Genomic DNA, 20,917 nt, shown 5'->3' with positions numbered 1-20,917 from the left:
TATTTCTTTTTTAATTAGGTACTTCCACCCATTTATCCGCCCAGCACTGGACTTCAAGCATTACTTCTTGGAGTGCTTTCCCTTTTTCGGTTAATTCATATTCAATGCGTACAGGAGTTTCTGGATAAACTTGTCTTAAGCAAATATCCATTTCCTCAAGTTCCTTCAAACGTTCTGCAAGCACCCGATCACTCATTTGCGGGATCTCAGCGGCGACTTGTTTAAACCTTTTTGGACCAGTCAGTAAGACATTGATGATAAGTCCAGTCCAGCGTTTACCTAGTAATTGGAACGCCGATTCAAACTTCGGACATACTGTATGTGCATCAGTCATAATTCTCACCTCTAACGTTATTGTACCATATCTATCATCAGAAAGTAACTAATAAATATTATGTTGCTTATATTTAGTAAGTTGTGGCCCGATTGACCAAATTCTTCTTCTGTCTTAAACTATATATAAGATAGTTTTATAGAAGGAGGTACTGATATGCCATCCATTCGCTATATTGTTAAAACGGACGTTGCAGAAACTTTCGAAATAATTAAAGCTGGTCAAGTGGGATCGAATATCGTGTTTTCTGAAGTTAGAACTTTTGATTTTGGAGAGCTTGCAACACTTGCTTGCGAAAAGTTTTATTTCCGCTCGTCGAATCGTGCAGCACTTTTTGTTACGATTAATAATTTTCACGGAGAAACAGAAGTAACGATTATCTCCACTGGTAGTTCAAATGGCTTTTTTACTGGAATTGACTGGGGTGCGGCATTTGATTATATGCACAGTGTTGTAGCCGATTTAAAACGCGTTGCTATTCGGGAAGTAGCTATTGAAAAACAAGAAGAAATCTAAAAAAGTGGTGACTAAGTCAAAACAACTTAGCCACCACTTTTTCTTTATTTTCTTAAGCCGTAAAGTAGAATTCCAGCAGCAACTGCGACATTCAATGATTCACTGTCACCATAAATTGGAATATATACTTTTTCAGAAAGACGATCTTGTAATTCAGGAGAAATGCCATTACCTTCATTTCCGACCATCAACGCTAAAGTGTCGCGTTTTGTCATGTCGTTTAATGATTTCGCTTGGTCATCAAGAACTGCCCCAATAACTGGAACGCCCTCTTCTTCTAAATTCGCAATCCAATCAAATAAATCTGCTTGAATAACGGGAATATGGAAATGACTACCTTGCGTACTACGAATTACTTTAGGATTATAAAGATCTGCACTTCCCTTGCCAAGTACGACACAATCATATCCAGCAGCATCAGCCGTACGAATTAACGTACCTACGTTGCCTGGATCTTGCACTGCATCTACTAGCAATAATTTTTTCCCATATAAAAGCATCATATCTGGTTCAGATGTTGCGACTACTGCAAAAACACCTTGCTCTGTCATTGTTTCGCTAATTAAGTGGCTGATTTCTGTACTAATTTCAAATACATCGTAATCGCCTTTTAACCACTCTTCCGGAACAGAAACACCACTTGAAACAAGCAGCTCCAGTACTAAACCATCTTGACGCAATGCTTCTTCCACTAAATGAAAGCCTTCCACCAAATAAGTCCCGGTTTTATCGCGGCCTTTTCTCGTTTGTAGTTTTTTCCATGTTTTGACACGGTCGTTTTTTACTGATTGAATCTGTTCCATAAAAGTTGTCCTCTTTTCTCGAAACTCAACCTAAGCGAATTTCTGTTACTTTTTCTTTATCTAAACGTTTGACTACTTCGGTAATTAGTTTTACTGCATTTTCAAAATCATCACGGTGTAGCATCGAGGAATGAGAATGAATGTAGCGTGTTGCAATGGTAATGGATAGAGACGGGATTCCGTTTCCAGTTAAGTGGATGGAACCTGAGTCTGTACCGCCCATTGGGATTGCTTCAAATTGGTAAGGGATAGATAGTTCATCCGCTACATCTGTGACAAAATCACGAAGTCCGGCATGCGCTACCATAGATGCATCGTAAATGACGATTTGTGGACCCTCACCCATTTTGCTCATTGCTTCTTTGTCTGTAACGCCTGGTGTATCTCCTGCGATACCAACGTCAACGGCAAAACCAATATCTGGTTGAACGAAATGCGCAGCTGTTTTGGCACCACGTAAACCAACTTCTTCTTGAACAGTTCCTACACCGTAAACGATATTTGGATGTTGTTCTTTTTGTAAGTTTTTAAGTACTTCAATCGCAATTGCAAGGCCAATACGGTTATCCCATGCTTTTGCAAGTAAGAATTTTTCGTTTTTCATTACGGTAAAGTCAAAAGCAGGTACAATCATGTCGCCTGGACGAATGCCATAGCTCTCCACTTCAGCTTTATCTACTGCACCGACATCAATAAACATGTCTTTAATATCGAATGATTTTTGGCGTTCTGCTGCTGTCATCACATGTGGTGGTTTAGAACCGATAACACCTGTGATTTCTTCGCCAGAGCGCGTCACGATAGTTACTTTTTGTGCGAGCATTACTTGGGAAACCCAGCCGCCCACAGTTTGAAATTTGATAAAACCTTTATCGTCAATTTGCGTTACCATAAAGCCAACTTCATCTAAATGGCCAGCAATCATAATTTTAGGTCCATCTTCTGCTCCGACTTTTTTTGCAACAGCACTTCCTAAGCCATCTGTTTCAAAACTATCCGCTAGCGGTTCGATGTATTCGCGGAACACATTTCTCACTGCACGTTCGTTACCGGGAATACCTTTTGCATCTGTTAATGCTTTTAACATCTTTAATTGTTCATCCATATAAATAACCCTCCTTATAAACTCCATTTTCATTATAACAGTTTCTTTCTAAAAATCCTTTGAAAACGCAAAAAAAGCCGAGTAATCTATTCAGCTTTTTTTGCAAGGTTATTACCAGATGATGGATTGAACGTTCAGTAAAGGTAAATTAAAGGCAGTTTTCTCTTTGGTATCTGCCTTTGCTAGTTTTGTTTTGTGTAGCTCAGATGTATCGATATCCATATTGATTACTAAACGATTGTTGTCATCTGTTTTTAGTAATGCATCTACTGTTGGCGCATAGTCTTCTAATTGATAGAAGTCTTTAATCGATGTACTTTCAATCCAACCGATGGATTCTCCATTTTGATGGATATGGTACCAAGAAATATTGGAATCTGTTACTTTTACTTCTTGATTAATAGAAACTTGACGGCCAAAGTATTTGGTAGTGCTGACGATAGGTTTCGCACCTTTTGTGCCACCCGGAGCAGACCAAACATAGCAATTATCTTTGACAGCTACTTCTCCAGCAGCCTTAATTGCTTTGTCTGATACACGTTCGCTATAAACGGTATCGTATTTATTTAAATTTGCTTTTTTGATCAGTTCAATTAATTTCGCTGCATACTCTGGATCAGATGAATAGCCTGTTTTTCCAAGGGCAATAGCTGCCTTTTCAAAGTCATATTCTTTGATTAGTCCTCCGTATAAATGAGGGTTCCAAGACGGTCCATTGACAAATAAAAGTGCGTGGTCATTCATTGATTCATACCAACCTGGGTACGCACGGAAAACAGCATCTGTTCCAACCCAAACAACGCCATTATGTTCTTTGGTAGGTAATTTAATAGAAGCTCCTTGATAGGAACCTTTAATTCCGAATAAATTATTGCCATCTTTTGCTAATTTACTTTCGCCCCAATTGGACTCTAGGATTGCTTGCGAAATCGTAATACTAGCTAAAATACCATGTTCTTTTTGCACTTTTTGAGCATGCGGCGCAATCTCATTAATAAACTTCTCTTGCTTGGAAGTCAAGCCGTCCTCTAGACCAGCAGCTTGGGAGTGGATTGGTACTGCAAATAATGTAATTGTAATTCCAAGTCCAATTGTCACCAAATGCTTCTTTGCGAGCTGTAACATAATGATTTATTGCACATCCTTCTTTGATTTATCCTTCCAGCTTTTGAAAAACTGGAAACTAGTGTTCTTTAAAACAACCACTTCATTCTATCAAAACATTCTTGTAATACACATTACTTTTACATTACTTATGTTACAATATACGCTCGTAGCTTTGATATAGCCCTTTCTCAAAGTTCGTATTGATGAAAATAAAAAAGAAAAAGAGCTTAAAAAGGACTTTATGCCTATAAATAAGACAAGTCATTTTGCTCTTTTTCGGTTATTTTTTACTTTTTATCGATTAATTCTTGTTTCACCCAACCAATCGGCTCGGTATCTACTGCAATTTGATACCAAACACCGCTATCGGTCTTTGCTTCACGTAAAAGTTTCAAATCTTCACGTTTATAGTAGTTAATTTCTTCTACTTTTAGCGCGCCGGAAAGTCCATATGGTTTCGTCCAAATTGCGCCAGATACATCTTTTTTCACATTGCCGAAGCCAGTTGATTTTGTATCATAATAGATTTTATCTTCAATTCGGTCGTATAATGCTAAATCATATTTTTCGATAATATTGATTAATTTCTCCGCATAATCTGGGTCAGTTGCATAGCCAGCTGATTGTAATTCTTGCGCGGCTTTTTTATAATCATCTGCAGCAATTACTCCATTATATTTATCTTTATTCCAAGAAGTGCCCTTCAAAAAAAGTTCAGCGTGCGAATCGAGTGACTCATTCCAGTCTTTATATTTTCGGAAATTAGCATTAATTTCAATCCATTTACCATCTACAAATTCTTTCGTTGTCATCGTCACCATTGGTTGTGGCGATTTTCCTTTGACACCAAATAGATTGTTACCTTTTTGCGCTAAACCGCTTTGGCCCCAGTCTGATTCGAGAATGGCTTGAGCGAGTGTAATACTCGTTAAGATACCGTGCTTTTCTTGAATTTCTTGTGCACGTGGCGAAAGTTCATTTAAAAAGTTTTGTTCTTTGGAATGAAATGCTGGATCCGGTTCTGGTGCAGTCATAATTAGGTATTGCTGTCTAACAACTGATGCAATGACACCTACTAGAATTACTAGAAGTAAAATTCCCGCTATTCCAATTAGCCTCTTTTGTTTCTTCTTTTTAGATAATTTCCTATATTTCAGATGTCGTCACGCCTTTCTGTCTACGAATCCCTTGATGGTACTAGAATACGTTACTTTCATTACAATTGCAATCCATCTAGGGGTCTATTTTAGTGAATTTAAGAAATCTTTAACATTTATATGATTCAGCAAAAATATTGATTTATAGCCAATGAATCCGCAAATGATATTAATAATTCTTCGTTTTGTAACATTTGCCATCATTTAGTCATATAAAAATAAAATGATTTATGAAAAATTTCATTTACTAAGAAAAAAGCGTTTTTCTTCTATATATAATAGTAAATCTTATCAAAAAAAGATTACGCAAACTAAGTCGTAATCTTTTTTTGATTGTATTAGATAGTTTTTCTTGTAACTAAATGATTTATTTTCCGGGTTAAGTTGAAAAACATTTTACCATATAGTGCAACAAGAATAAGAAAAATAATAAAGATGAATGTAGTAATTCCAATATTGTTTTCCATTTGAAACACGATTAACAATTCAATAAGTAAAAACAAACTCACTATCGCACCAAAAATCGTCCAACGTTTGCGGATATTTTTGTAAAGTTGAATTAGGGAAGTCTCGTCAGTGAAAATAGCTTCCTCTGTTTCTCCAGGAGCTACGGCTTTGCGGAAATACATCCAATTGCCATTTAATACTGGATAGCTAAAAACAGTCTCCCAGCCAGCATCTTCGAAAAGTGTTTTGTAGGCATCTTCGTCTCCTTCATTTTCTTTGAAATCAATCGCATAGCTGTATTTCGCAGGCTCTCCCTGTTTGAAATGATATCTAAAAGATTTATATTTTTGAAAGAACCAACCATTTTGTGCCATTTCATTTAAATAGGCTTCTTCTTTCTCCATATTGTCCACGGTAAAAAACTTAACGACTTTTTTCTCCATTATTAGACCTCCCTTGAGTTTCTATACAATTCTTCGATGCGCGCTTTTTCTAATTGCAAAATATCTGTGCCAATTTCAGTAATTTGATAGATTTTCCGATTACTCTCTTCTTGAATAATTTGGATCAAATTATCTTTGTTCATTTTGGATAAGCTTCCGTAAATAGTACCGGGACCAAGCTTGATTCGATCATCTGTCATCTTTGCGACGTTTTCGATAATCGCGTAACCGTGCCTTGGTTTGACGAGCGATAGTAATATGTAAAAAGCGGTTTCGGTCATTGGAAGATAGGCTTTCCGTAATTTTTCATTCATAACTATATCGCACCTCGATGTATTTGATACTTATAATATATCACGGCTCGATATAATTTGCAATACCCCATTTTTTATTTCTTGAAATACCGTTTTTTCTTTGATAATTAGCCATTTTGTTGGATTTTGGGCCATTTTTCTAGCAATTAGTGGTTTTGTTCGTTGGTCAAATAAATCGTCCCAATAAAACATTTTCTTTAACATGTTGAACCGAATTGGGTAATGAGCTGCTTCTAATCGTAGTAATTGTTTAATTTGGCGCTTAATAATTTGGGAGCGGATTTGTTTTTTAGGTAAATCAAGAAAAATAACCACGTCCGCTTGGTTAATGCTCTCGTCCACCCATGCTTCCAAATGAACGCCTTCAATAATCCAGTTTTCTTGTTGAAGAATCTTATTTAATACAGCTATTTTTTCATTGTCGGTTCGTCTTACCTCTGTTTCTTCTCGTTTCCAGACAATGCGATCTGTTTCAAAATAATCGATTTGTTGCCACTCGGAAAGCTTTTTTGCTAGAGTGGTTTTGCCGCTTCCGACGGATCCGATAATACGAATTTTCATAAAAAAACCTCGCTTTAAATTAATTACTATCTTTTTACCCCGCTTTTATTTTATAATTATCTCATTGTGATAAAAGGGAGGGAAATTTTTGATTATATTATTTATTGTATCAGGTTTGTTAGCTGGGATGGTATTACCAGTTCAAACGGCCATCAATACGCGACTTAGTACATATACGAAATCACCGTTTTTAGCTTCGTGGGTTTCTTTTATGGTAGGGACAACTGTTTTACTTATCGTTTGTTTATTTACACAAAAATCATGGCCAATATCTTCAGAAATGATTGCCTCAAATCCTTGGTATATATGGGTTGGTGGTGGAACATTAGGCGTTATTTTCTTAACGGCCAATATTTTACTTTTACCTCGACTTGGTTCGGCACTTCTTGTGATGATTACGGTTTGTGGACAAATGATTATGGCGATTATTATTGATAACTTTGGTTTATTTCAAGTACCAATGCATGAGATTAATATCGAACGTCTACTTGGCGTTATCTTAATGTTCGGCGGCATTTACTTGATGCAACGCTTTTAAAAGGAGGAGAAAACATGACAAAAATATCATCCAAATCATTATTACTATTTATGGCAATGGGACTTGTTTCTGGACTACTTTCCCCGATTCAAACGTCGATTAATAGCCAACTTCGGCTCACTGTCGGTTCTCCTTTTGTGGCATCATTTATTTCCTTTTTAGTTGGGACAACGTTACTTACGCTTGTTTGTCTAATTGTCGAGCGTCGTTTGACTTTTCAACTGAAAGGTGTCGGCCGAATTCCTTGGTGGGTTTTCACTGGCGGTGCGCTTGGAGTGCTCTTCGTAACTTCTAACATTTTACTTTTACCATTACTCGGCTCAGCAATGACGGTTGTTTTAGCGCTTTGTGGGCAAATGATTATTGCACTTATTATTGATCATTTTGGTTTTTTCGGGGTTATTCCTCATCCAATTAACCGTTATCGTATGATTGGTGTTTTATTAATGCTTGTTGGTGTATTTTTAATTCAACGTTTTTAAAAAAGGAAAACCTCTCCGGCTTTGATGTCTGGAGAGGTTTTTTATTATTTCTTTTTATTGCGGAAAACGAGTTCGGAATTTTTGTAAAAAATGTCTTTTTCACCAGCGCGGTAATTGACGACTCTGGCAACGGCAAAAAAGTAATCCGATAAACGGTTGACGTATTTTAATACTTCTTCGTTACTTGAAGCAATTTTTAACATACCGACGATTTCGCGTTCAGCTCTTCTTGTTACGGTTCTAGCCATGTGCAGTAATGAGGCTGCTTGCGTTCCACCTGGTAGGATAAATTTTTCTATTTCTGGGGGTTCATCGGCGTAGATGTCAATTCGGTCTTCTAGCCACGCAACAGGCTCACTTGTTAATTTATACGCACGCTTGCCTTCTTCGGTTGCAAGATCCCCTCCTGCATCAAATAATTGCTGTTGAATTTGTTCGAGTTCGGCTTGAATTTCTGGTTCAGCCCCAAGTGTTGTTATCGTGTAGCCAATCAGCGAATTAAGTTCATCCAAAGTTCCATATGCATCGATACGGATATTATCTTTACTTACTTTGCTACCCCCGATAATTCTTGTCATTCCTTTATCGCCGGTTTTTGTGTAGATACGCATATTTTTTCTCCTTTCATGATTTTTTCTAGTTGGTCCATTTGAATATTTGCTTCTAAAAGGGCCGCTAGTTTGTCGTATTCTTGTTCTTTGTGTTCTTTCAGATTAATGATTTCATGCGGATAAACGGATTTGTTTTTACGTGTTAGTAGTTCGTCAAATAGATTTCCTAAGAAAACATCATTGTCGAAAATACCATGAATATATGTGCCGATGATATTTTTGTTGACAGAGATAGCGCCATCTTGGTGGGTTTCTTCGTTTCCGTTCACCGCTTTAATTTCGCAAAATGGACTAGTGCTCTCGCCTCGCTTCGTCTCACCCATATGGATTTCGTAACCTTCAACAGCTTCACCTGAATGCGTCACACCTGTAATTTGAGTAGTGCGTTTTTGGTCGAGAAAAATGGTCTCGGTATCTAGCAAACCAAGTCCGGCTATTTCTAATTGTTTACTCTCCACTTGATTCGGATCGAGCATTTTTTTACCGAGCATTTGGTAGCCACCACAAATCCCGATTACTTTTCCGGCATTTTCCGCAAAATTTTGAATAGCTTTTTTCAGTCCTGATTCTTCGAGAAATGCCATGTCTTCTAGCGTATTTTTACTGCCTGGAATGATGACTAAATCAGGTTTTCCAAAATCAGCTAGATTTCGTATGTAGCGCAAACTTATTTCCGGTTGGATTTCCAAACTATGAAAATCTGTGAAATTAGAAATCCGCGGTAAACAAATAATCGCGATATCAAGTAGTGCGTTACTATCCGGCACGTAATTTTTCCCACTTAGAGAAACGCTGTCCTCTTCTTCCAGTTGTAGATTGGCATAAGGAATCACACCGATAACCGGGACGTTTGTGAGTTCCTCAATCATATCAATTCCGGGTTGTAAAAGAGCTACATCGCCACGGAATTTATTGATAATAACACCTTTGATTCGAGCCCGCTCTTCTTCATTTAACAGCATAATGGTGCCGTATATCGAAGCAAAAACGCCACCTTTGTCAATATCAGCAACTAAGACAACTGGGGCATCGACCATTTTTGCCATGCCCATATTCACGATATCTCGGTCGTTTAAGTTGATTTCGGCTGGGCTTCCAGCACCTTCTAGTACAATAATATCATTTTCATCTGCTAAACTCTGGTAAACTGCCTGGATTTTCGGGATAAGGGTTTGTTTGAAATCGTGGTACGTCACAGCATCCATATTATCTAAAATTGCACCCATAAAAATCACTTGCGACTGCCTGTCATTGGTCGGTTTAAGTAACACGGGATTCATCCGGACATCTGGAAAAACACCAGCTGCTTCTGCTTGAAAAACTTGTGCGCGTCCCATTTCATCTCCTGTCGCCGTTATGAAAGAATTGAGTGACATATTTTGAGATTTAAATGGAACAACTCGCTTTCCTTTATTTTTGAACAAACGGCATAATCCGGCCACCAGTACACTTTTCCCGGCATCAGAAGCGGTACCTTGAATCATTATTTGCTTTACCATTAATTAGTCACCTTCCCCGTATGCGCGAAAAAATCGGCTTCTTTTTTGAACAGTGGGTAGCCAGCTTGCTGATGCAATTTGATGAGCCAAGGCTGTACTAATCCCGCTTGTTCGACATTACTTTTCTCTAAGAAAACGTTGCTCGTTTCCCCGTCTGTCAAAACGCTTCCGTCCTTCAGCATATAGATATAATCACAAATTTCATAAATTAAATCGATATCATGACTGGAAATAAGTATTTTCTTTCCTTGGCTTGCAAGACGTTCGATGATTTCCATCATGATTTTTTTGCCAATCGGATCAAGACCAGCAGTTGGTTCATCTAAAAGTAACCAATCTGTATCAAGAACAAGGGCACCCGCAATTGCGACACGTTTTTTTTGACCGTAGCTTAAATACTGGACTGGTTTATGCTGAAAGTCCTTTGCCCCAACAATGTCTAATACTTTCGTCACTCGTGCCTCTACTTCCGTTTCGCTAACACCTAGGTTTCTAAGTGCAAAGGCTACATCATCACGAACATTCGAATAAAAAATTTGTTGGTCGGGATCTTGGAAAACGATGCTTACTTTTTTTCGTAAAGCAAATAATGCTTTTTTCGTATACGCGAGTGGTTTTCCTTCAAAATAAACGGTGCCATCGCTCGGTTTGTTAATTCCAAGTAACTGCATAAAAAGCGTCGATTTACCGGAGCCATTCGCACCAATAAGTCCGATAATATTGCCTTTTTCTAAATCAATTGAAACATCCGTTAAGGCTTGTTTGCCATCTTCGTATTGGAATGAAATATGTTCTGTTTTAAGCAAATTGGCTTCCTCCTAGATATGAAATTCTCCTTGATATAGCTTCACATCAAGTGTTATAACCATTTCATTATATCTTTTCATAACACGATTAAATAAAGTATTTACGAGCATGCCAAATGAACGATAACTATTTTTTATGCCGTGATAACCAAAACGCAGGCTCTGCGCTTTTCGAATTGCCGCCGCTTCCTCTAAGAAAATAAAGATAAAACGGTAAATTAAAATGGTCAGTTCAATCAGTACTTTTGGAATAAAAATTCGCTTCATCACTTTTGTTAATTGTACCACGGGAACGGTCAAGACGAAAAAGTAGGTTGCGGCTAAGCAAGCGATACTCCGGAAAAAGACTTGTGTTGCCGTCGTAATAGTCACGTCTGATACACCGAGATACAAACTCCCAATCGAAATCGAAGCGAGAAAACTGCTTGGATCTTTAGAAATCGAAATGAGAATCGAAAGTAAACTAAAAAGTAGAAATGAAAATGGTAAAAGGAGCCATTTCAAATATTGTTTAAAGTGAATTTTAACGACATAGAGCGTCAATGGTACCATGCAGAAGAACAGTATTGCTTGGATGAGCACAGGACCAGTTAACGCGAGTATTAGAATCGCGACATAAAATAATGCTTTTAATGATGGCGAAAAAGCTATCCACCGGTTTTGATAAGCATATTTATCAATGGTTAACATCGTTCTCAGCTTTCCGCTTGCCACGACTTACACCAATGACATACGCGATAATTCCTGTTCCGATACAACCTTGAAGCGTAAATAATAAGCTTTCAATTTCACCACTTTTTGGTTCATAAAGAGGTTCAAACCACGGTTCATAGCTTGGATCGATTTTGGTGATTTCCGCCTCTGCTTCCCCGTCCGAGCCGCCGTATTCTCCCGTTTTATTGAAGAAGAATGGACTAACCATTAACAATACTACTAATAGAATTAAAATGACATTGATATTTATTTTTTTCATCGTAATTGTGCCACCTTTTCTGGTAAATTTTTGCTAATAAGATTGTACATGACTACCGTTAGCAATCCTTCTGCAATCGCAATTGGAACTTGTGTCACACAGAAAATCGCCATGAACTTCAGAATGGATGCCATCATGCCGGATGCTGGATCTGGGAAAACGACTCCGAGCTGGACGCTGGTAGTTAAGTAGGTTGCTAAGTCAGCTGTCATCGCACATAAGAAAATCGAAACACTTTTATTACAGTTTAATTTACGAGCGAGTTTGTATACGACAAAACCAACCATTGGACCGATAACCGCCATCGACATTGCGTTTGCGCCAAGAGTTGTAATACCGCCGTGTGCAAGTAGTAACGCTTGGAAAAGTAAGACAATCACACCAAGTACACTGACAACGAGCGGTCCGAACATAACAGTTGCAAGGCCAACACCAGTCGGATGAGAACAAGATCCTGTAACGGACGGAATTTTAAGCGCTGAAAGAACAAAGATAAAGGCTGCGCATAGTGCCAACAGTAATTTGTTGTTTTTATCTAGGGCAATTAATTTACGAATACGAATTAAACCAAGTACAAGGAATGGGATAAATACAATGAACCAAAAGACAGCCCATTTAACAGGTAAAAAGCCCTCCATAATATGCATTGCGTGTGCGGATTCTGGGTTCGTTAAAGTAAAATAAATAACACCTATTAAAACAAATGGTAGAAACTTCCATAATTTTTTCATTTATATTGCTCCCTTCTTTTTTTCACGATAATCGTGGTAAAGTATGACATTTTTTCGTCTGGGTTTATCTCGTTCATGCCGTATGTGATTTTTTCAGTCGCCATGGCAACATCGCTTACTACTACTGCTGCATCAAGTAAATTCAGTTTTTTTAGTAATGTCGTAAGAAGGGGTAAATTGCTTGCTGCTTTCATTAAGACAACTGTGTCAAATAAAGTGAGCGCTTGTTCGATTTTTTCAGCACCTGCTGTTACAGGGATGACAGCGAAACTTTCCTCGTCCATTACGAGTGGTAATTCAATCTTGGAGGCGATATTGGAAAAGGACGAAATACCTGCGAGTGTCACTGTTTCAATCTCTCCTTTTAATAATTCGAGTAAATAGCTATAAGTGCTGTAAACCATTGGATCGCCAAGTGTGATGAAACCAACATCATGCCCGTTTTGAACATCTGCTTTGATTTCTTCGGCGATTTCTTTCCATGCAAGCATTTTTTCTTCTTTGTTGTAACTCATTGGAAAATGGCGTTCTTTAATGATTAATGTATCTTTTAAATAAGGGCTGACGATTTTCTTAGCTAAACTTTCGCCGCCTTTTTTGGGTTGTGGCGTGTAGAGAATTTCTAAATTTCCGAGTCTTTCTGCTGCTTCCATCGTGACTAACTTGCTATCTCCAGGACCTGTACCAATGCCGTAAAATTTAGCCACGTGCTTTCACCCTTTCTATTGCCGTGTGGATATGATCGATAAATTGGGCTTGAATAAGCGGATTTTCGCCTAGACCTTGCAAATGACATTCAGTTTGAATGCCAGCTTGTTCCAGCGTGCTTTTCCAAGAATCCTCGTCATCAGAAGCCATATCGTTCGTAGCGTGATCACCTGCTACAAGCATAAACGGCATTAGGTGCGCTTTTTTTATATTTACTTGTTGTAATCGTTCAATTACTTGGTCAAGACCAGGGTAACTTTCTACCGCACAAAGGTAAATTGGTTCGTTTAACAACATATGGTCAAGGCATGCATAGGCGCTGAAAGCACGATGCTTCGAACCATGTCCCATGAGAATTAGCGCTTCTTGTTCTTTTAAAGGTGGCATTTGGTGGCGAATGGCTTCGATTGCTTTTTCGTAATCTTCCATCGAATCAAGTAACGGTTGGCTGACAATAATGGAATCGAAATCCGGCTTGAATTTTTCCACCTGTGCAGTGATTTTTTCAAATTCACCACCACTAATAATATGTAGCGACTGAATAATGACTTCTTTGTAGCCTAATTCCTTTAGTTGGTTTAATGCTTGGCTTGGTGTGTTAATATGCATATTGTCACGAGTTTTTAGTTTTTTGATGATTTTATTGGATGTGAATGCACGAAACACGTTGTAATCTGGGAACTCTTGGGCCACTTTTTTTTCACAGGCTTCAATCGTTTTTTCTCTTGTTTCAGGATAACTTGTGCCAAAACTAACGACTAAAATCGCTTTTTTCATTGTGGTACTCCTTCTAATTTTGTTTTTTGGATTAGTTCAATTAAGCTCTCTGGTGTGGCGCTTTCGGCTTCGATGAAATTGTTGATACCGAATGATGCTAACGTTGCGCTCGTGAACCTTCCAATGGAAAGAATTGTTTTCGTTTGTAAAATGGCTTTTTCTTCGGTTGTTAGTACGTCGAGTAAATTTTGAACGGAACGCGAACTTGAGAAACAAACTTGTTCAAAGCTTGCAAGGTCAAATGGTCGTTCTGTCACAGGACGCATATCATATAACGGCATCATTTCCATCGCTTCCACTTCTGCTAAAATTGCGTTAACTTCTGCCGTATCAACTATGCTTCCGATAATTAAGTTGCTCACATTTTTCTGTAACCGTGGTAAATGCTCCAAAATTAATTCCGTGCTCCGCCTTTTAATGAAACTATCTGGAATAATTCCTTTTTCACTAAAAGCTTCTTTTGTTTGTTTGCCAATAGCGGTAAGATGGGTATTTTTTAGAGAACGAATATCTAAATCAAGCTGGGCTAAATAATCAAAAAATCGTTCTACCGCTTCTTTGGATGTGAAAAGAAGTTCGCTTACTTCGCTTAGTTCTTCTTTTGTTTTCGTTGGCACAACATCTACTACTTGAATATTGGGATACATTGTTACTTCTCCGCCTAAATCGCGAATTTGTTCCGCGAGCATACTTTTTCCAGCTCGTGCTCTTGGAAGTAATACTTTTGTATGGAAAAGTGGCATTTCCTCAAAGAAGTTAAGCTGCGGTCGTAAGCTCACCACATCACCAACAACAATAAGTGCCGGCGAAGAAATACCAGATTCCGCTACTTTTTGTTCGATGTTTTGTAAGTTCCCGGTAACCGTTAATTGTTTGCCGCGAGATGCCCATTGTACAATCGCAACACCCGTTTCGGCTTTTCGACCATTTTCTAGTAAGTTCGCACAAATATTAGGCAAATTAGTCATTCCCATCAGGAAAACGAGCGTACCTTCCAGTCTAGCAAGGGCTTCCCAATCTAGTGGATCGCGTCCTTTTTTCAAATGTCCGGTAATCACGTGAAAACTCGAAGCAAAATTACGATGTGTTACTGGGATTCCAGCGTAGGCAAGCCCACCAATTGCGGATGTGATTCCAGGAATAACTTCAAATGGAATTCCCGCTTTATAGAGTGTCTCTCCTTCTTCCCCGCCGCGACCAAACACATAAGGGTCTCCTGCTTTTAGACGAACAACCAGCTCATTTGTCGCAGCTTCTTTAACAAGAATTTGCTCGATTTCCTCTTGGGGAATTGGATGATGAAGTGGTTCTTTTCCGACATAAATGAGTTTACAACTAGCTTTTCGTTCTTGGAGCATCGCTGGTTCAACGAGGCGATCGTATACAATAACATCTGCCTTTTGCAGTGCAGCTAAGCCTTTCACGGTTAGCAACTGTGCATCTCCAGGACCTGCACCAATTAACATGACTTTTCCCATTAGTAGACCTCCAATTGAGTTAAAATTTCTGGTAGTTCGCTTAAATGATTTATTTCGATTGGATAATTTAATTTTTTGCGACGAATCACAATAACTGGAATATTTAATTCTGCGGCAGCTGCGAGTTTTTCTTGAAAGCCACCTTGTTTTCCACTCTCTTTAGTGATTAATACATCTGCCCCAGTCATTTCTAGTTGAGTTCGGTTCGCTTCTTTGGTGAACGGTCCTTTCATGCCAATGATCTGGTCGGCAACGAGACCTAGTTCTTCGGCTGAACGAATTACATCAGACACTGGTAAAATACGAGCGATGATATGTCGATTGTTTAAACCAGCTACGAATTCTGGTAAATTTTTACTACCAGTTGTAAGAAAGATTCGTTTCCCAAGTTTCATTGCAACTGCACAAGCTTCCTCAATATCTGCTACCAAATAAGTATTATCTGTTTGTTCACTAGTGCGTTCAAAACGAATATAAGGAATGTCCGCTTCTTTGCATGCCTCCATCGCTGTTTCAGAAACAATGGTCGCAAATGGATGAGTCGCATCAATAACGAGGTGAACTTTTGTAGCATGCCATTTTAGGAGCATTTCCTCTTTTGATAATCTGCCACAAAATACGTTTTCGGCATGTTGTTTCGCTAAAGTTTCTCCGTAATCGGTTGCGACAGAGAGTATAAAGGCTTGCTTTTTTTCCGTTAGCCAGTCGCTAATCGCCAAGCTATCCGAAGTTCCTCCTAGCACGAAAATCATAGTGTGTAACCTCGTGGTGTGATCATTTTGCCATTTTTCACGTAGGTTTCTTTGTTTCCTACAATCACCATCGTTGTCATATCCACTAACTCATAATCAATATCTCGCATCGTTGTAATGATTTTTCGCTCTTCTTTTCGACCAACATCTTTCACAATACCAACAACTGTGTCCCCTGATTTATGCTCCATCATCTTTTGAAAAGCATTGGCCAAATGATTGGCGCGGCCTTTACTTCTCGGATTGTAAAAACAGACAACAAAATCGGCCATTGCAGCGTGGGTTAGACGTTTTTCGATTACTTCCCATGGTGTCATTAAATCGCTTAAACTAATATGGCAAAAATCGTGCATAATTGGCGCGCCGAGAACAGCAGCGGCTCCAATACTTGCGGTAATTCCTGGAATCACTTTGACTTCTAAATCTGGGTTGCTTTTTTCTGCGAGTTCTAAAACTAGACCAGCCATACCGTAAATTCCTGCATCGCCACTTGAAACAACTGCTACTTTTTTTCCTGTTAGTGCAATATCAACGGCTTCTTGGCAACGATCGATTTCGCGGCGCATGCCTGTTTTCACTACTTCTTTATCTTTAATTAGCTCTTTGATGAGTTTGATGTACGTTACGTAACCAACAATCACCTCCGCGTCTTCTATTGCTTGCAGTGCTTCACCGGTCATTAATCGTTTATCTCCTGGGCCAATTCCGATTACATAAATCATTTTGCCACCTCACTATTTTTAGTTAATTTCCCTGCTGCGAAAGTCACGCCATTTTCAGCAAATCGGCTTGTAACAACGTTTCCGTTACTACCAATGTCTGCTGACGATAGGGCGACATTTCCTACTTGAACAGTTTTTTGAACAAAAGCGGATGTTGGATATTTTCCAGCAACTGTTTGTAATTCTTCTGCTGGATGGACAATAAATGGGACACGCCATTTCTCCGCTAAATGAAGAATTGCCGGTTCTTCCGCTTTTAAAGTAATACTATGAATCTCACGGAATGCCCGCGGGTGTATGTTTTCTTGTTCACAAAAATGTGTAAATGCTGCATCTATCGTTTCCGCTGAAACGCCTTTTCTGCAACCGACCCCGAGGATAAATTGCTTAGGTACCAGCTGGATGCGTTCATGTGTCGCCACTTGTAGTTTATATTTAGTTGAAATGTAAACTTGCGGGCTAACTTCTTCCATTGTAAAACCGCGTGTATCTATATTTAATGGCTCATCGATGTACAATCCAACTTCTTTTCCTGCTGCAAGTAAACCATTGATGCGTTTTGTTGTCGCTTTAAAATCTGGTAAATAACCATTTAATTGTTTGGCGATATTATCAATGGCAGCTACATTTGCGCGGTCTGTTGCGGTTGTAATTACTGCCGCACCACCAGTTATCATAGCGATTTGTTCGGTTAGTTCATTTGCCCCGCCAACATGTCCTGAAAGCAAGCTGATAATAAATTTCCCATGTTCATCCATGACAAGTACTGCTGGATCAGACAGCTTGTCTTCTATCGCTGGAGCAAGCGTTCGAACCGCAATTCCAGTCGCCATAATACAAATCAATGCTTGATATTTTGTGAAAATTTCGCGCATCGCTGTTCCAAAATCCGGCGTTAAAGAATTTGTTTGCTCATTGCAATGCTTTCCTGGTACAAAAATCGTTGCTGCTACCGTTTTTGTTAACGTTATTGCTAAATCGCGACCACGTTCTGTGACAGCAATAATCGCCAGTTTATCTATATTCATGTTTGAAATCCTTGTCGTATAGCTTAGAATAATAAAACTCTTCTCCAAGGAAATCACCGACCATAATAAGCGCCGTTTTCGTAATTCCCGCTTCTGTTACTTTTTCTGCGATATCTTCTAACGTGCCGGTTACTTTCTTTTCTTCCGCCCAAGTCGCTTTGTAAATAACTGCTGCTGGGGTTTCGGGTTTATAGCCACCTTTGATTAATTCTGAAACGACTTTTCTAATACCTTGAACGGACAAGAAAATTACCATTGAGGTTTGGTGCGCCGCGTATGAACGGAGGGATTCGCGCGATGGTACTGGAGTTCTGCCAGCCATTCGGGTAATAATTACACTCTGACTTACTTCTGGAACTGTATACTCGACCCCAAAACTGCTTGCCGCACCAAGGAATGAACTCACACCCGGTGTACATGTGAAGGGAATCGAACGCTTTTTCATTTCCTCGACCTGTTCACGAATCGAACCATAAATAGAAAAGTCTCCGGTTTGCAAACGAACCACTTCTTTACCAGCAGTCACGCCCGCTTCCATGCAGTCGATGATTTCGATTAAATTCATGCTTGCACTATTATGGATTTCGCAGTCTGGTTTACAATATTCTAGCAACTCCGGGTTTACGAGCGACCCTGCATAAATAACGACATCCGCCTCTTTTAATAATTGATATCCTTTTAAGGTAATTAACTCTTTATCTCCTGGTCCTGCTCCGACGAAATGTACTTCTGCCATTTTCTTCACTCCTCTAGTTTTTTACAGCCAATAATGACGGTTGGATTTTGTGGTTCAAAATAATGACCTGCTCCAAGTTTATGCCAACTCGAAACTTGGATTTGTTTCATCGTTAATTCACTCACTGTTAATTTTTCCAAATGGTTCATTGCAGTTAACGCATTTTCAAGCAAAATAAAATTAAGTACCAAACCGCCTCCCGGGTTCAAATGTGCCAACGACCAGTCGATAATATCGGTTAAATTGCCACCACTTCCACCAATAAAAATAGCATCAAATGTTTCCTTTTCAGGCAATTCAATTGGCGCGTATGCTTCGATAACTGTTACATTTTCTAATCCAAATTTCGCTTGATTTTGTTTAATTAAATCCACTGCATCTGGGTTTCGTTCAATCGCAGTAACTTGGATTTTCGGGAAATTACAAGCAACTTGAAGACCAACGCTCCCAGTCCCCGCTCCAACATCTAGTAATTTCTTTGACGTATCATCTAAGTTAAGTAAATCAATGCTTGCCGCTCGCACTTCTGCTTTTGTCATCGGTACTTTACCACGAATAAAAACCTCATCCTTCATCTACAATCACCACTACATTCATATCGTATTTTTTTGCTACTTGTTCTGGTTTCAACTTATGAATTCGTTCCTCTTTTGAACTCAAATTTTCTCCAATAAACAGGATTTTTTTTAATCCACGTTGTAAAATTTCAGCAGCGATTTCATATGGACCGATGATTGTATCTGTTACCATCGCGATTTTTTCGTGTTGTAACAAGAAGTCGAAGTTTGGCGTTTTACCGTGGCTGCTCGTAATAAAACAGTCATTCATCGGTAATTGAATTCGATGAAACATCATTTGAATCGCACTAATTCCCGGAACAATCCGGACATCTTCTGAAAAATTTGCCAGCGCCCAGTTGCCAATCCCATATAATAGTGGATCTCCGGAAGCTAGAATAACCACGTTTTTGTTTTGATGCGGGATGTTTTTCAAATCTGCTAGTTTTTTTGGCAAAAGCATTGGCGTTGCTGTCGTTAGTTCTGTGATTTCTTGTAATTGTCTTGTTGATCCATACACTATTTCGGCGGTACTTAACACTTGTTTTGCTTCGTTTATTACCAAATTTGTATCTCCTGGTCCAATCCCAACTACTGTAATCATCGCCATTCCTCCCGGAGTACATCGATATCTTTCGTTGCAGCAAGCAACCCACGTTCGGTCGAAAAAGTAACTACATCGACTTCCACACTAGGTTTCGTGAATTTCAAAAATCGTTCTGATCTTGCTTTGATTTTTTGCACAATGACGTCATATACTTGGGTAAAGCCAGCTTCTTCAATTAATTCGCCTGCTGCCTCTGTCGTATTGCACTTCTCCACTGCTTGTAAAAGCGATAACGGGGCGCCGAGCAAAGCTAAATTAGCGACTAAAATTTCCGCCCGCGCATCTGCATCTTTACTGTACGTCGTAAAAATCCCTGCTGAAACCTTCACCAATTTGCCAAAATGACCAACCATTAGCACTTTTTTGAAAGCTAGACGCTGTGTTTCTTTTAACATATAACCAACGAAATTACTCATGGAAACAATATTTCCGCTTGAAAAACCAAGCGTATTCTGAACAAAATCATCCCCGTAATTACCGGGAACAAGAATAATTTGGTCGAGACCTTGATTCCGTTTCATTTCAAGCTCCATCGATAAGGATTTTTTCCAGCCTTCATCCGACATAGGGGTAACAATGCCAGTCGTTCCTAAAATAGAAATTCCACCGATAATCCCTAAGTTGCTATTCATGGTTCGTTTCGCGCGCTCTTCTCCTTCTGGTGCATAGACTAGTATCTTTGCACCACGATTTTCGCCAAGCGATTCGCGTACGGTTGCTAAAATATTTTTCCGCGGTGCCGGATTAATCGCCGCTTCTCCCACTGCCACAGAAATTCCTTTTTGTGTAGCGCGACCGATACCAACACCACCATCTAATACGACTTCCGCGTTATCGGTTAGATCAACATCTACAAAAATCCACATTCCGTTTGTCGCATCAATATCATCGCCACCATCTTTTTGAACCGCTGCTGTGGCTTTGTCTTTCGAAAACTTTTGATACGCCACGGGGATTTCCAGAATAGTTCCGCCAGTAGTTGTGACTTGTACCGCACTCACTTCTTCTTGCGTTAGAATCATTTCCACACAAGCTTTAGCAGCAGCAGCCGCACACGTACCAGTCGTATAGCCTTTACGGTATTTTTTGCCGTTATAATAAATAAAATCTTCCATTACTCGTCGC

27 protein-coding genes are annotated in these 20,917 nt (G+C 39.1%); 3 read left to right on the top strand and 24 right to left on the bottom strand.

Annotation, left to right across the window (positions count from 1 at the left end):
* Positions 1-10: 10 nt before the first annotated feature.
* Positions 11-334, bottom strand: coding sequence for a winged helix-turn-helix transcriptional regulator (locus tag LMOATCC19117_RS06160; protein ID WP_003721618.1), 324 nt, complete (start codon positions 332-334; stop codon positions 11-13).
* Between the two features lie 156 nt (positions 335-490).
* Here LMOATCC19117_RS06160 and LMOATCC19117_RS06155 point away from each other — a divergent pair, with 156 nt between their 5' ends.
* Positions 491-850, top strand: a complete 360-nt coding sequence (locus tag LMOATCC19117_RS06155) for a DUF6054 family protein (protein ID WP_003721617.1) — start codon at positions 491-493, stop codon at positions 848-850.
* 44 nt (positions 851-894) lie between these two features.
* Here LMOATCC19117_RS06155 and LMOATCC19117_RS06150 read toward each other — a convergent pair whose 3' ends face one another.
* From LMOATCC19117_RS06150 to LMOATCC19117_RS06120, 7 genes are all read right to left on the bottom strand, one after another.
* Entirely contained in the window at positions 895-1,653 is a 759-nt protein-coding gene (locus LMOATCC19117_RS06150) for a TrmH family RNA methyltransferase (protein ID WP_003721616.1), read from the bottom strand.
* Between the two features lie 25 nt (positions 1,654-1,678).
* The gene (locus tag LMOATCC19117_RS06145; RefSeq protein ID WP_003724747.1) at positions 1,679-2,758 is read right to left on the bottom strand and encodes a M42 family metallopeptidase; all 1,080 of its coding nucleotides are present in this window, start codon (positions 2,756-2,758) and stop codon (positions 1,679-1,681) included.
* Between the two features lie 111 nt (positions 2,759-2,869).
* Entirely contained in the window at positions 2,870-3,856 is a 987-nt protein-coding gene (locus LMOATCC19117_RS06140; protein ID WP_003743895.1) for a glucosaminidase domain-containing protein, read from the bottom strand.
* 296 nt (positions 3,857-4,152) lie between these two features.
* On the bottom strand, positions 4,153-5,022 hold the full coding sequence (locus LMOATCC19117_RS06135; RefSeq protein WP_072217677.1) for a glucosaminidase domain-containing protein: 870 nt from the start codon (positions 5,020-5,022) through the stop codon (positions 4,153-4,155).
* Between the two features lie 338 nt (positions 5,023-5,360).
* Positions 5,361-5,912: a DUF2812 domain-containing protein gene (locus LMOATCC19117_RS06130; protein WP_003724744.1), complete on the bottom strand. Its 552-nt coding sequence runs from the start codon at positions 5,910-5,912 to the stop codon at positions 5,361-5,363.
* 2 nt (positions 5,913-5,914) lie between these two features.
* On the bottom strand, positions 5,915-6,226 hold the full coding sequence (locus tag LMOATCC19117_RS06125; protein ID WP_003724743.1) for a PadR family transcriptional regulator: 312 nt from the start codon (positions 6,224-6,226) through the stop codon (positions 5,915-5,917).
* A gap of 30 nt (positions 6,227-6,256) precedes the next feature.
* Positions 6,257-6,787, bottom strand: a complete 531-nt coding sequence (locus tag LMOATCC19117_RS06120; protein WP_003726945.1) for an AAA family ATPase — start codon at positions 6,785-6,787, stop codon at positions 6,257-6,259.
* 88 nt (positions 6,788-6,875) lie between these two features.
* Between LMOATCC19117_RS06120 and LMOATCC19117_RS06115 the strand changes: the two genes are divergently transcribed.
* Positions 6,876-7,325, top strand: coding sequence for a DMT family transporter (locus LMOATCC19117_RS06115; protein WP_003721609.1), 450 nt, complete (start codon positions 6,876-6,878; stop codon positions 7,323-7,325).
* Positions 7,326-7,339: 14 nt separating this feature from the next.
* On the top strand, positions 7,340-7,807 hold the full coding sequence (locus tag LMOATCC19117_RS06110; protein ID WP_003734680.1) for a DMT family transporter: 468 nt from the start codon (positions 7,340-7,342) through the stop codon (positions 7,805-7,807).
* Positions 7,808-7,851: 44 nt separating this feature from the next.
* Here LMOATCC19117_RS06110 and LMOATCC19117_RS06105 read toward each other — a convergent pair whose 3' ends face one another.
* The 16 genes from LMOATCC19117_RS06105 to cbiD form a co-directional block, all read right to left on the bottom strand.
* The gene (locus tag LMOATCC19117_RS06105; RefSeq protein ID WP_003734681.1) at positions 7,852-8,418 is read right to left on the bottom strand and encodes a cob(I)yrinic acid a,c-diamide adenosyltransferase; all 567 of its coding nucleotides are present in this window, start codon (positions 8,416-8,418) and stop codon (positions 7,852-7,854) included.
* On the bottom strand, positions 8,382-9,917 hold the full coding sequence (locus LMOATCC19117_RS06100; RefSeq protein ID WP_003734682.1) for a cobyric acid synthase: 1,536 nt from the start codon (positions 9,915-9,917) through the stop codon (positions 8,382-8,384). The genes LMOATCC19117_RS06105 and LMOATCC19117_RS06100 overlap by 37 nt, the downstream gene beginning before the upstream one ends.
* Complete coding sequence (locus LMOATCC19117_RS06095) at positions 9,917-10,723, bottom strand: ATP-binding cassette domain-containing protein (RefSeq protein ID WP_003734683.1); 807 nt, start codon at positions 10,721-10,723, stop codon at positions 9,917-9,919. Before LMOATCC19117_RS06095 ends, LMOATCC19117_RS06100 begins: the two co-directional genes overlap by 1 nt.
* 12 nt (positions 10,724-10,735) lie before the next feature.
* Positions 10,736-11,413 (bottom strand): energy-coupling factor ABC transporter transmembrane protein, encoded by a 678-nt coding sequence (locus tag LMOATCC19117_RS06090; protein WP_003724758.1) that lies wholly within the window; start codon positions 11,411-11,413, stop codon positions 10,736-10,738.
* A complete protein-coding gene (locus LMOATCC19117_RS06085) occupies positions 11,400-11,696 on the bottom strand; it encodes an energy-coupling factor ABC transporter substrate-binding protein (protein ID WP_003721603.1) in 297 nt (98 codons plus the stop codon). The genes LMOATCC19117_RS06090 and LMOATCC19117_RS06085 overlap by 14 nt, the downstream gene beginning before the upstream one ends.
* Complete coding sequence (locus LMOATCC19117_RS06080) at positions 11,693-12,343, bottom strand: energy-coupling factor ABC transporter permease (protein WP_003733476.1); 651 nt, start codon at positions 12,341-12,343, stop codon at positions 11,693-11,695. The genes LMOATCC19117_RS06085 and LMOATCC19117_RS06080 overlap by 4 nt, the downstream gene beginning before the upstream one ends.
* 80 nt (positions 12,344-12,423) lie before the next feature.
* Positions 12,424-13,134 (bottom strand): cobalt-factor II C(20)-methyltransferase, encoded by a 711-nt coding sequence (locus tag LMOATCC19117_RS06075; protein ID WP_003726947.1) that lies wholly within the window; start codon positions 13,132-13,134, stop codon positions 12,424-12,426.
* Positions 13,127-13,912: a sirohydrochlorin cobaltochelatase gene (locus LMOATCC19117_RS06070; RefSeq protein ID WP_003734684.1), complete on the bottom strand. Its 786-nt coding sequence runs from the start codon at positions 13,910-13,912 to the stop codon at positions 13,127-13,129. The genes LMOATCC19117_RS06075 and LMOATCC19117_RS06070 overlap by 8 nt, the downstream gene beginning before the upstream one ends.
* Entirely contained in the window at positions 13,909-15,390 is a 1,482-nt protein-coding gene (cobA, locus tag LMOATCC19117_RS06065; protein ID WP_003734685.1) for a uroporphyrinogen-III C-methyltransferase, read from the bottom strand. Before cobA ends, LMOATCC19117_RS06070 begins: the two co-directional genes overlap by 4 nt.
* Positions 15,390-16,142, bottom strand: a complete 753-nt coding sequence (gene cobK, locus LMOATCC19117_RS06060) for a precorrin-6A reductase (RefSeq protein ID WP_003724734.1) — start codon at positions 16,140-16,142, stop codon at positions 15,390-15,392. The genes cobA and cobK overlap by 1 nt, the downstream gene beginning before the upstream one ends.
* Entirely contained in the window at positions 16,139-16,864 is a 726-nt protein-coding gene (gene cobJ, locus LMOATCC19117_RS06055) for a precorrin-3B C(17)-methyltransferase (protein WP_003726949.1), read from the bottom strand. The genes cobK and cobJ overlap by 4 nt, the downstream gene beginning before the upstream one ends.
* Positions 16,861-17,892, bottom strand: coding sequence for a cobalt-precorrin 5A hydrolase (cbiG, locus tag LMOATCC19117_RS06050; protein WP_003734686.1), 1,032 nt, complete (start codon positions 17,890-17,892; stop codon positions 16,861-16,863). The genes cobJ and cbiG overlap by 4 nt, the downstream gene beginning before the upstream one ends.
* Entirely contained in the window at positions 17,879-18,628 is a 750-nt protein-coding gene (locus tag LMOATCC19117_RS06045; RefSeq protein ID WP_003724731.1) for a cobalt-precorrin-4 methyltransferase, read from the bottom strand. The genes cbiG and LMOATCC19117_RS06045 overlap by 14 nt, the downstream gene beginning before the upstream one ends.
* Positions 18,629-18,633: 5 nt before the next feature.
* A complete protein-coding gene (locus LMOATCC19117_RS06040) occupies positions 18,634-19,203 on the bottom strand; it encodes a decarboxylating cobalt-precorrin-6B (C(15))-methyltransferase (RefSeq protein ID WP_003724730.1) in 570 nt (189 codons plus the stop codon).
* Positions 19,193-19,789, bottom strand: coding sequence for a cobalt-precorrin-7 (C(5))-methyltransferase (locus tag LMOATCC19117_RS06035; protein WP_003734687.1), 597 nt, complete (start codon positions 19,787-19,789; stop codon positions 19,193-19,195). The genes LMOATCC19117_RS06040 and LMOATCC19117_RS06035 overlap by 11 nt, the downstream gene beginning before the upstream one ends.
* Positions 19,786-20,907, bottom strand: a complete 1,122-nt coding sequence (cbiD, locus tag LMOATCC19117_RS06030) for a cobalt-precorrin-5B (C(1))-methyltransferase CbiD (RefSeq protein ID WP_003734688.1) — start codon at positions 20,905-20,907, stop codon at positions 19,786-19,788. The genes LMOATCC19117_RS06035 and cbiD overlap by 4 nt, the downstream gene beginning before the upstream one ends.
* Positions 20,908-20,917: the final 10 nt, after the last annotated feature.

It is taken from the genome of Listeria monocytogenes ATCC 19117, from assembly GCF_000307025.1.
GTDB lineage: Bacteria > Bacillota > Bacilli > Lactobacillales > Listeriaceae > Listeria > Listeria monocytogenes_B.
Note: the sequence above shows the minus strand (reverse complement) of the source record. Positions and strands in the feature narration are given on the sequence as shown.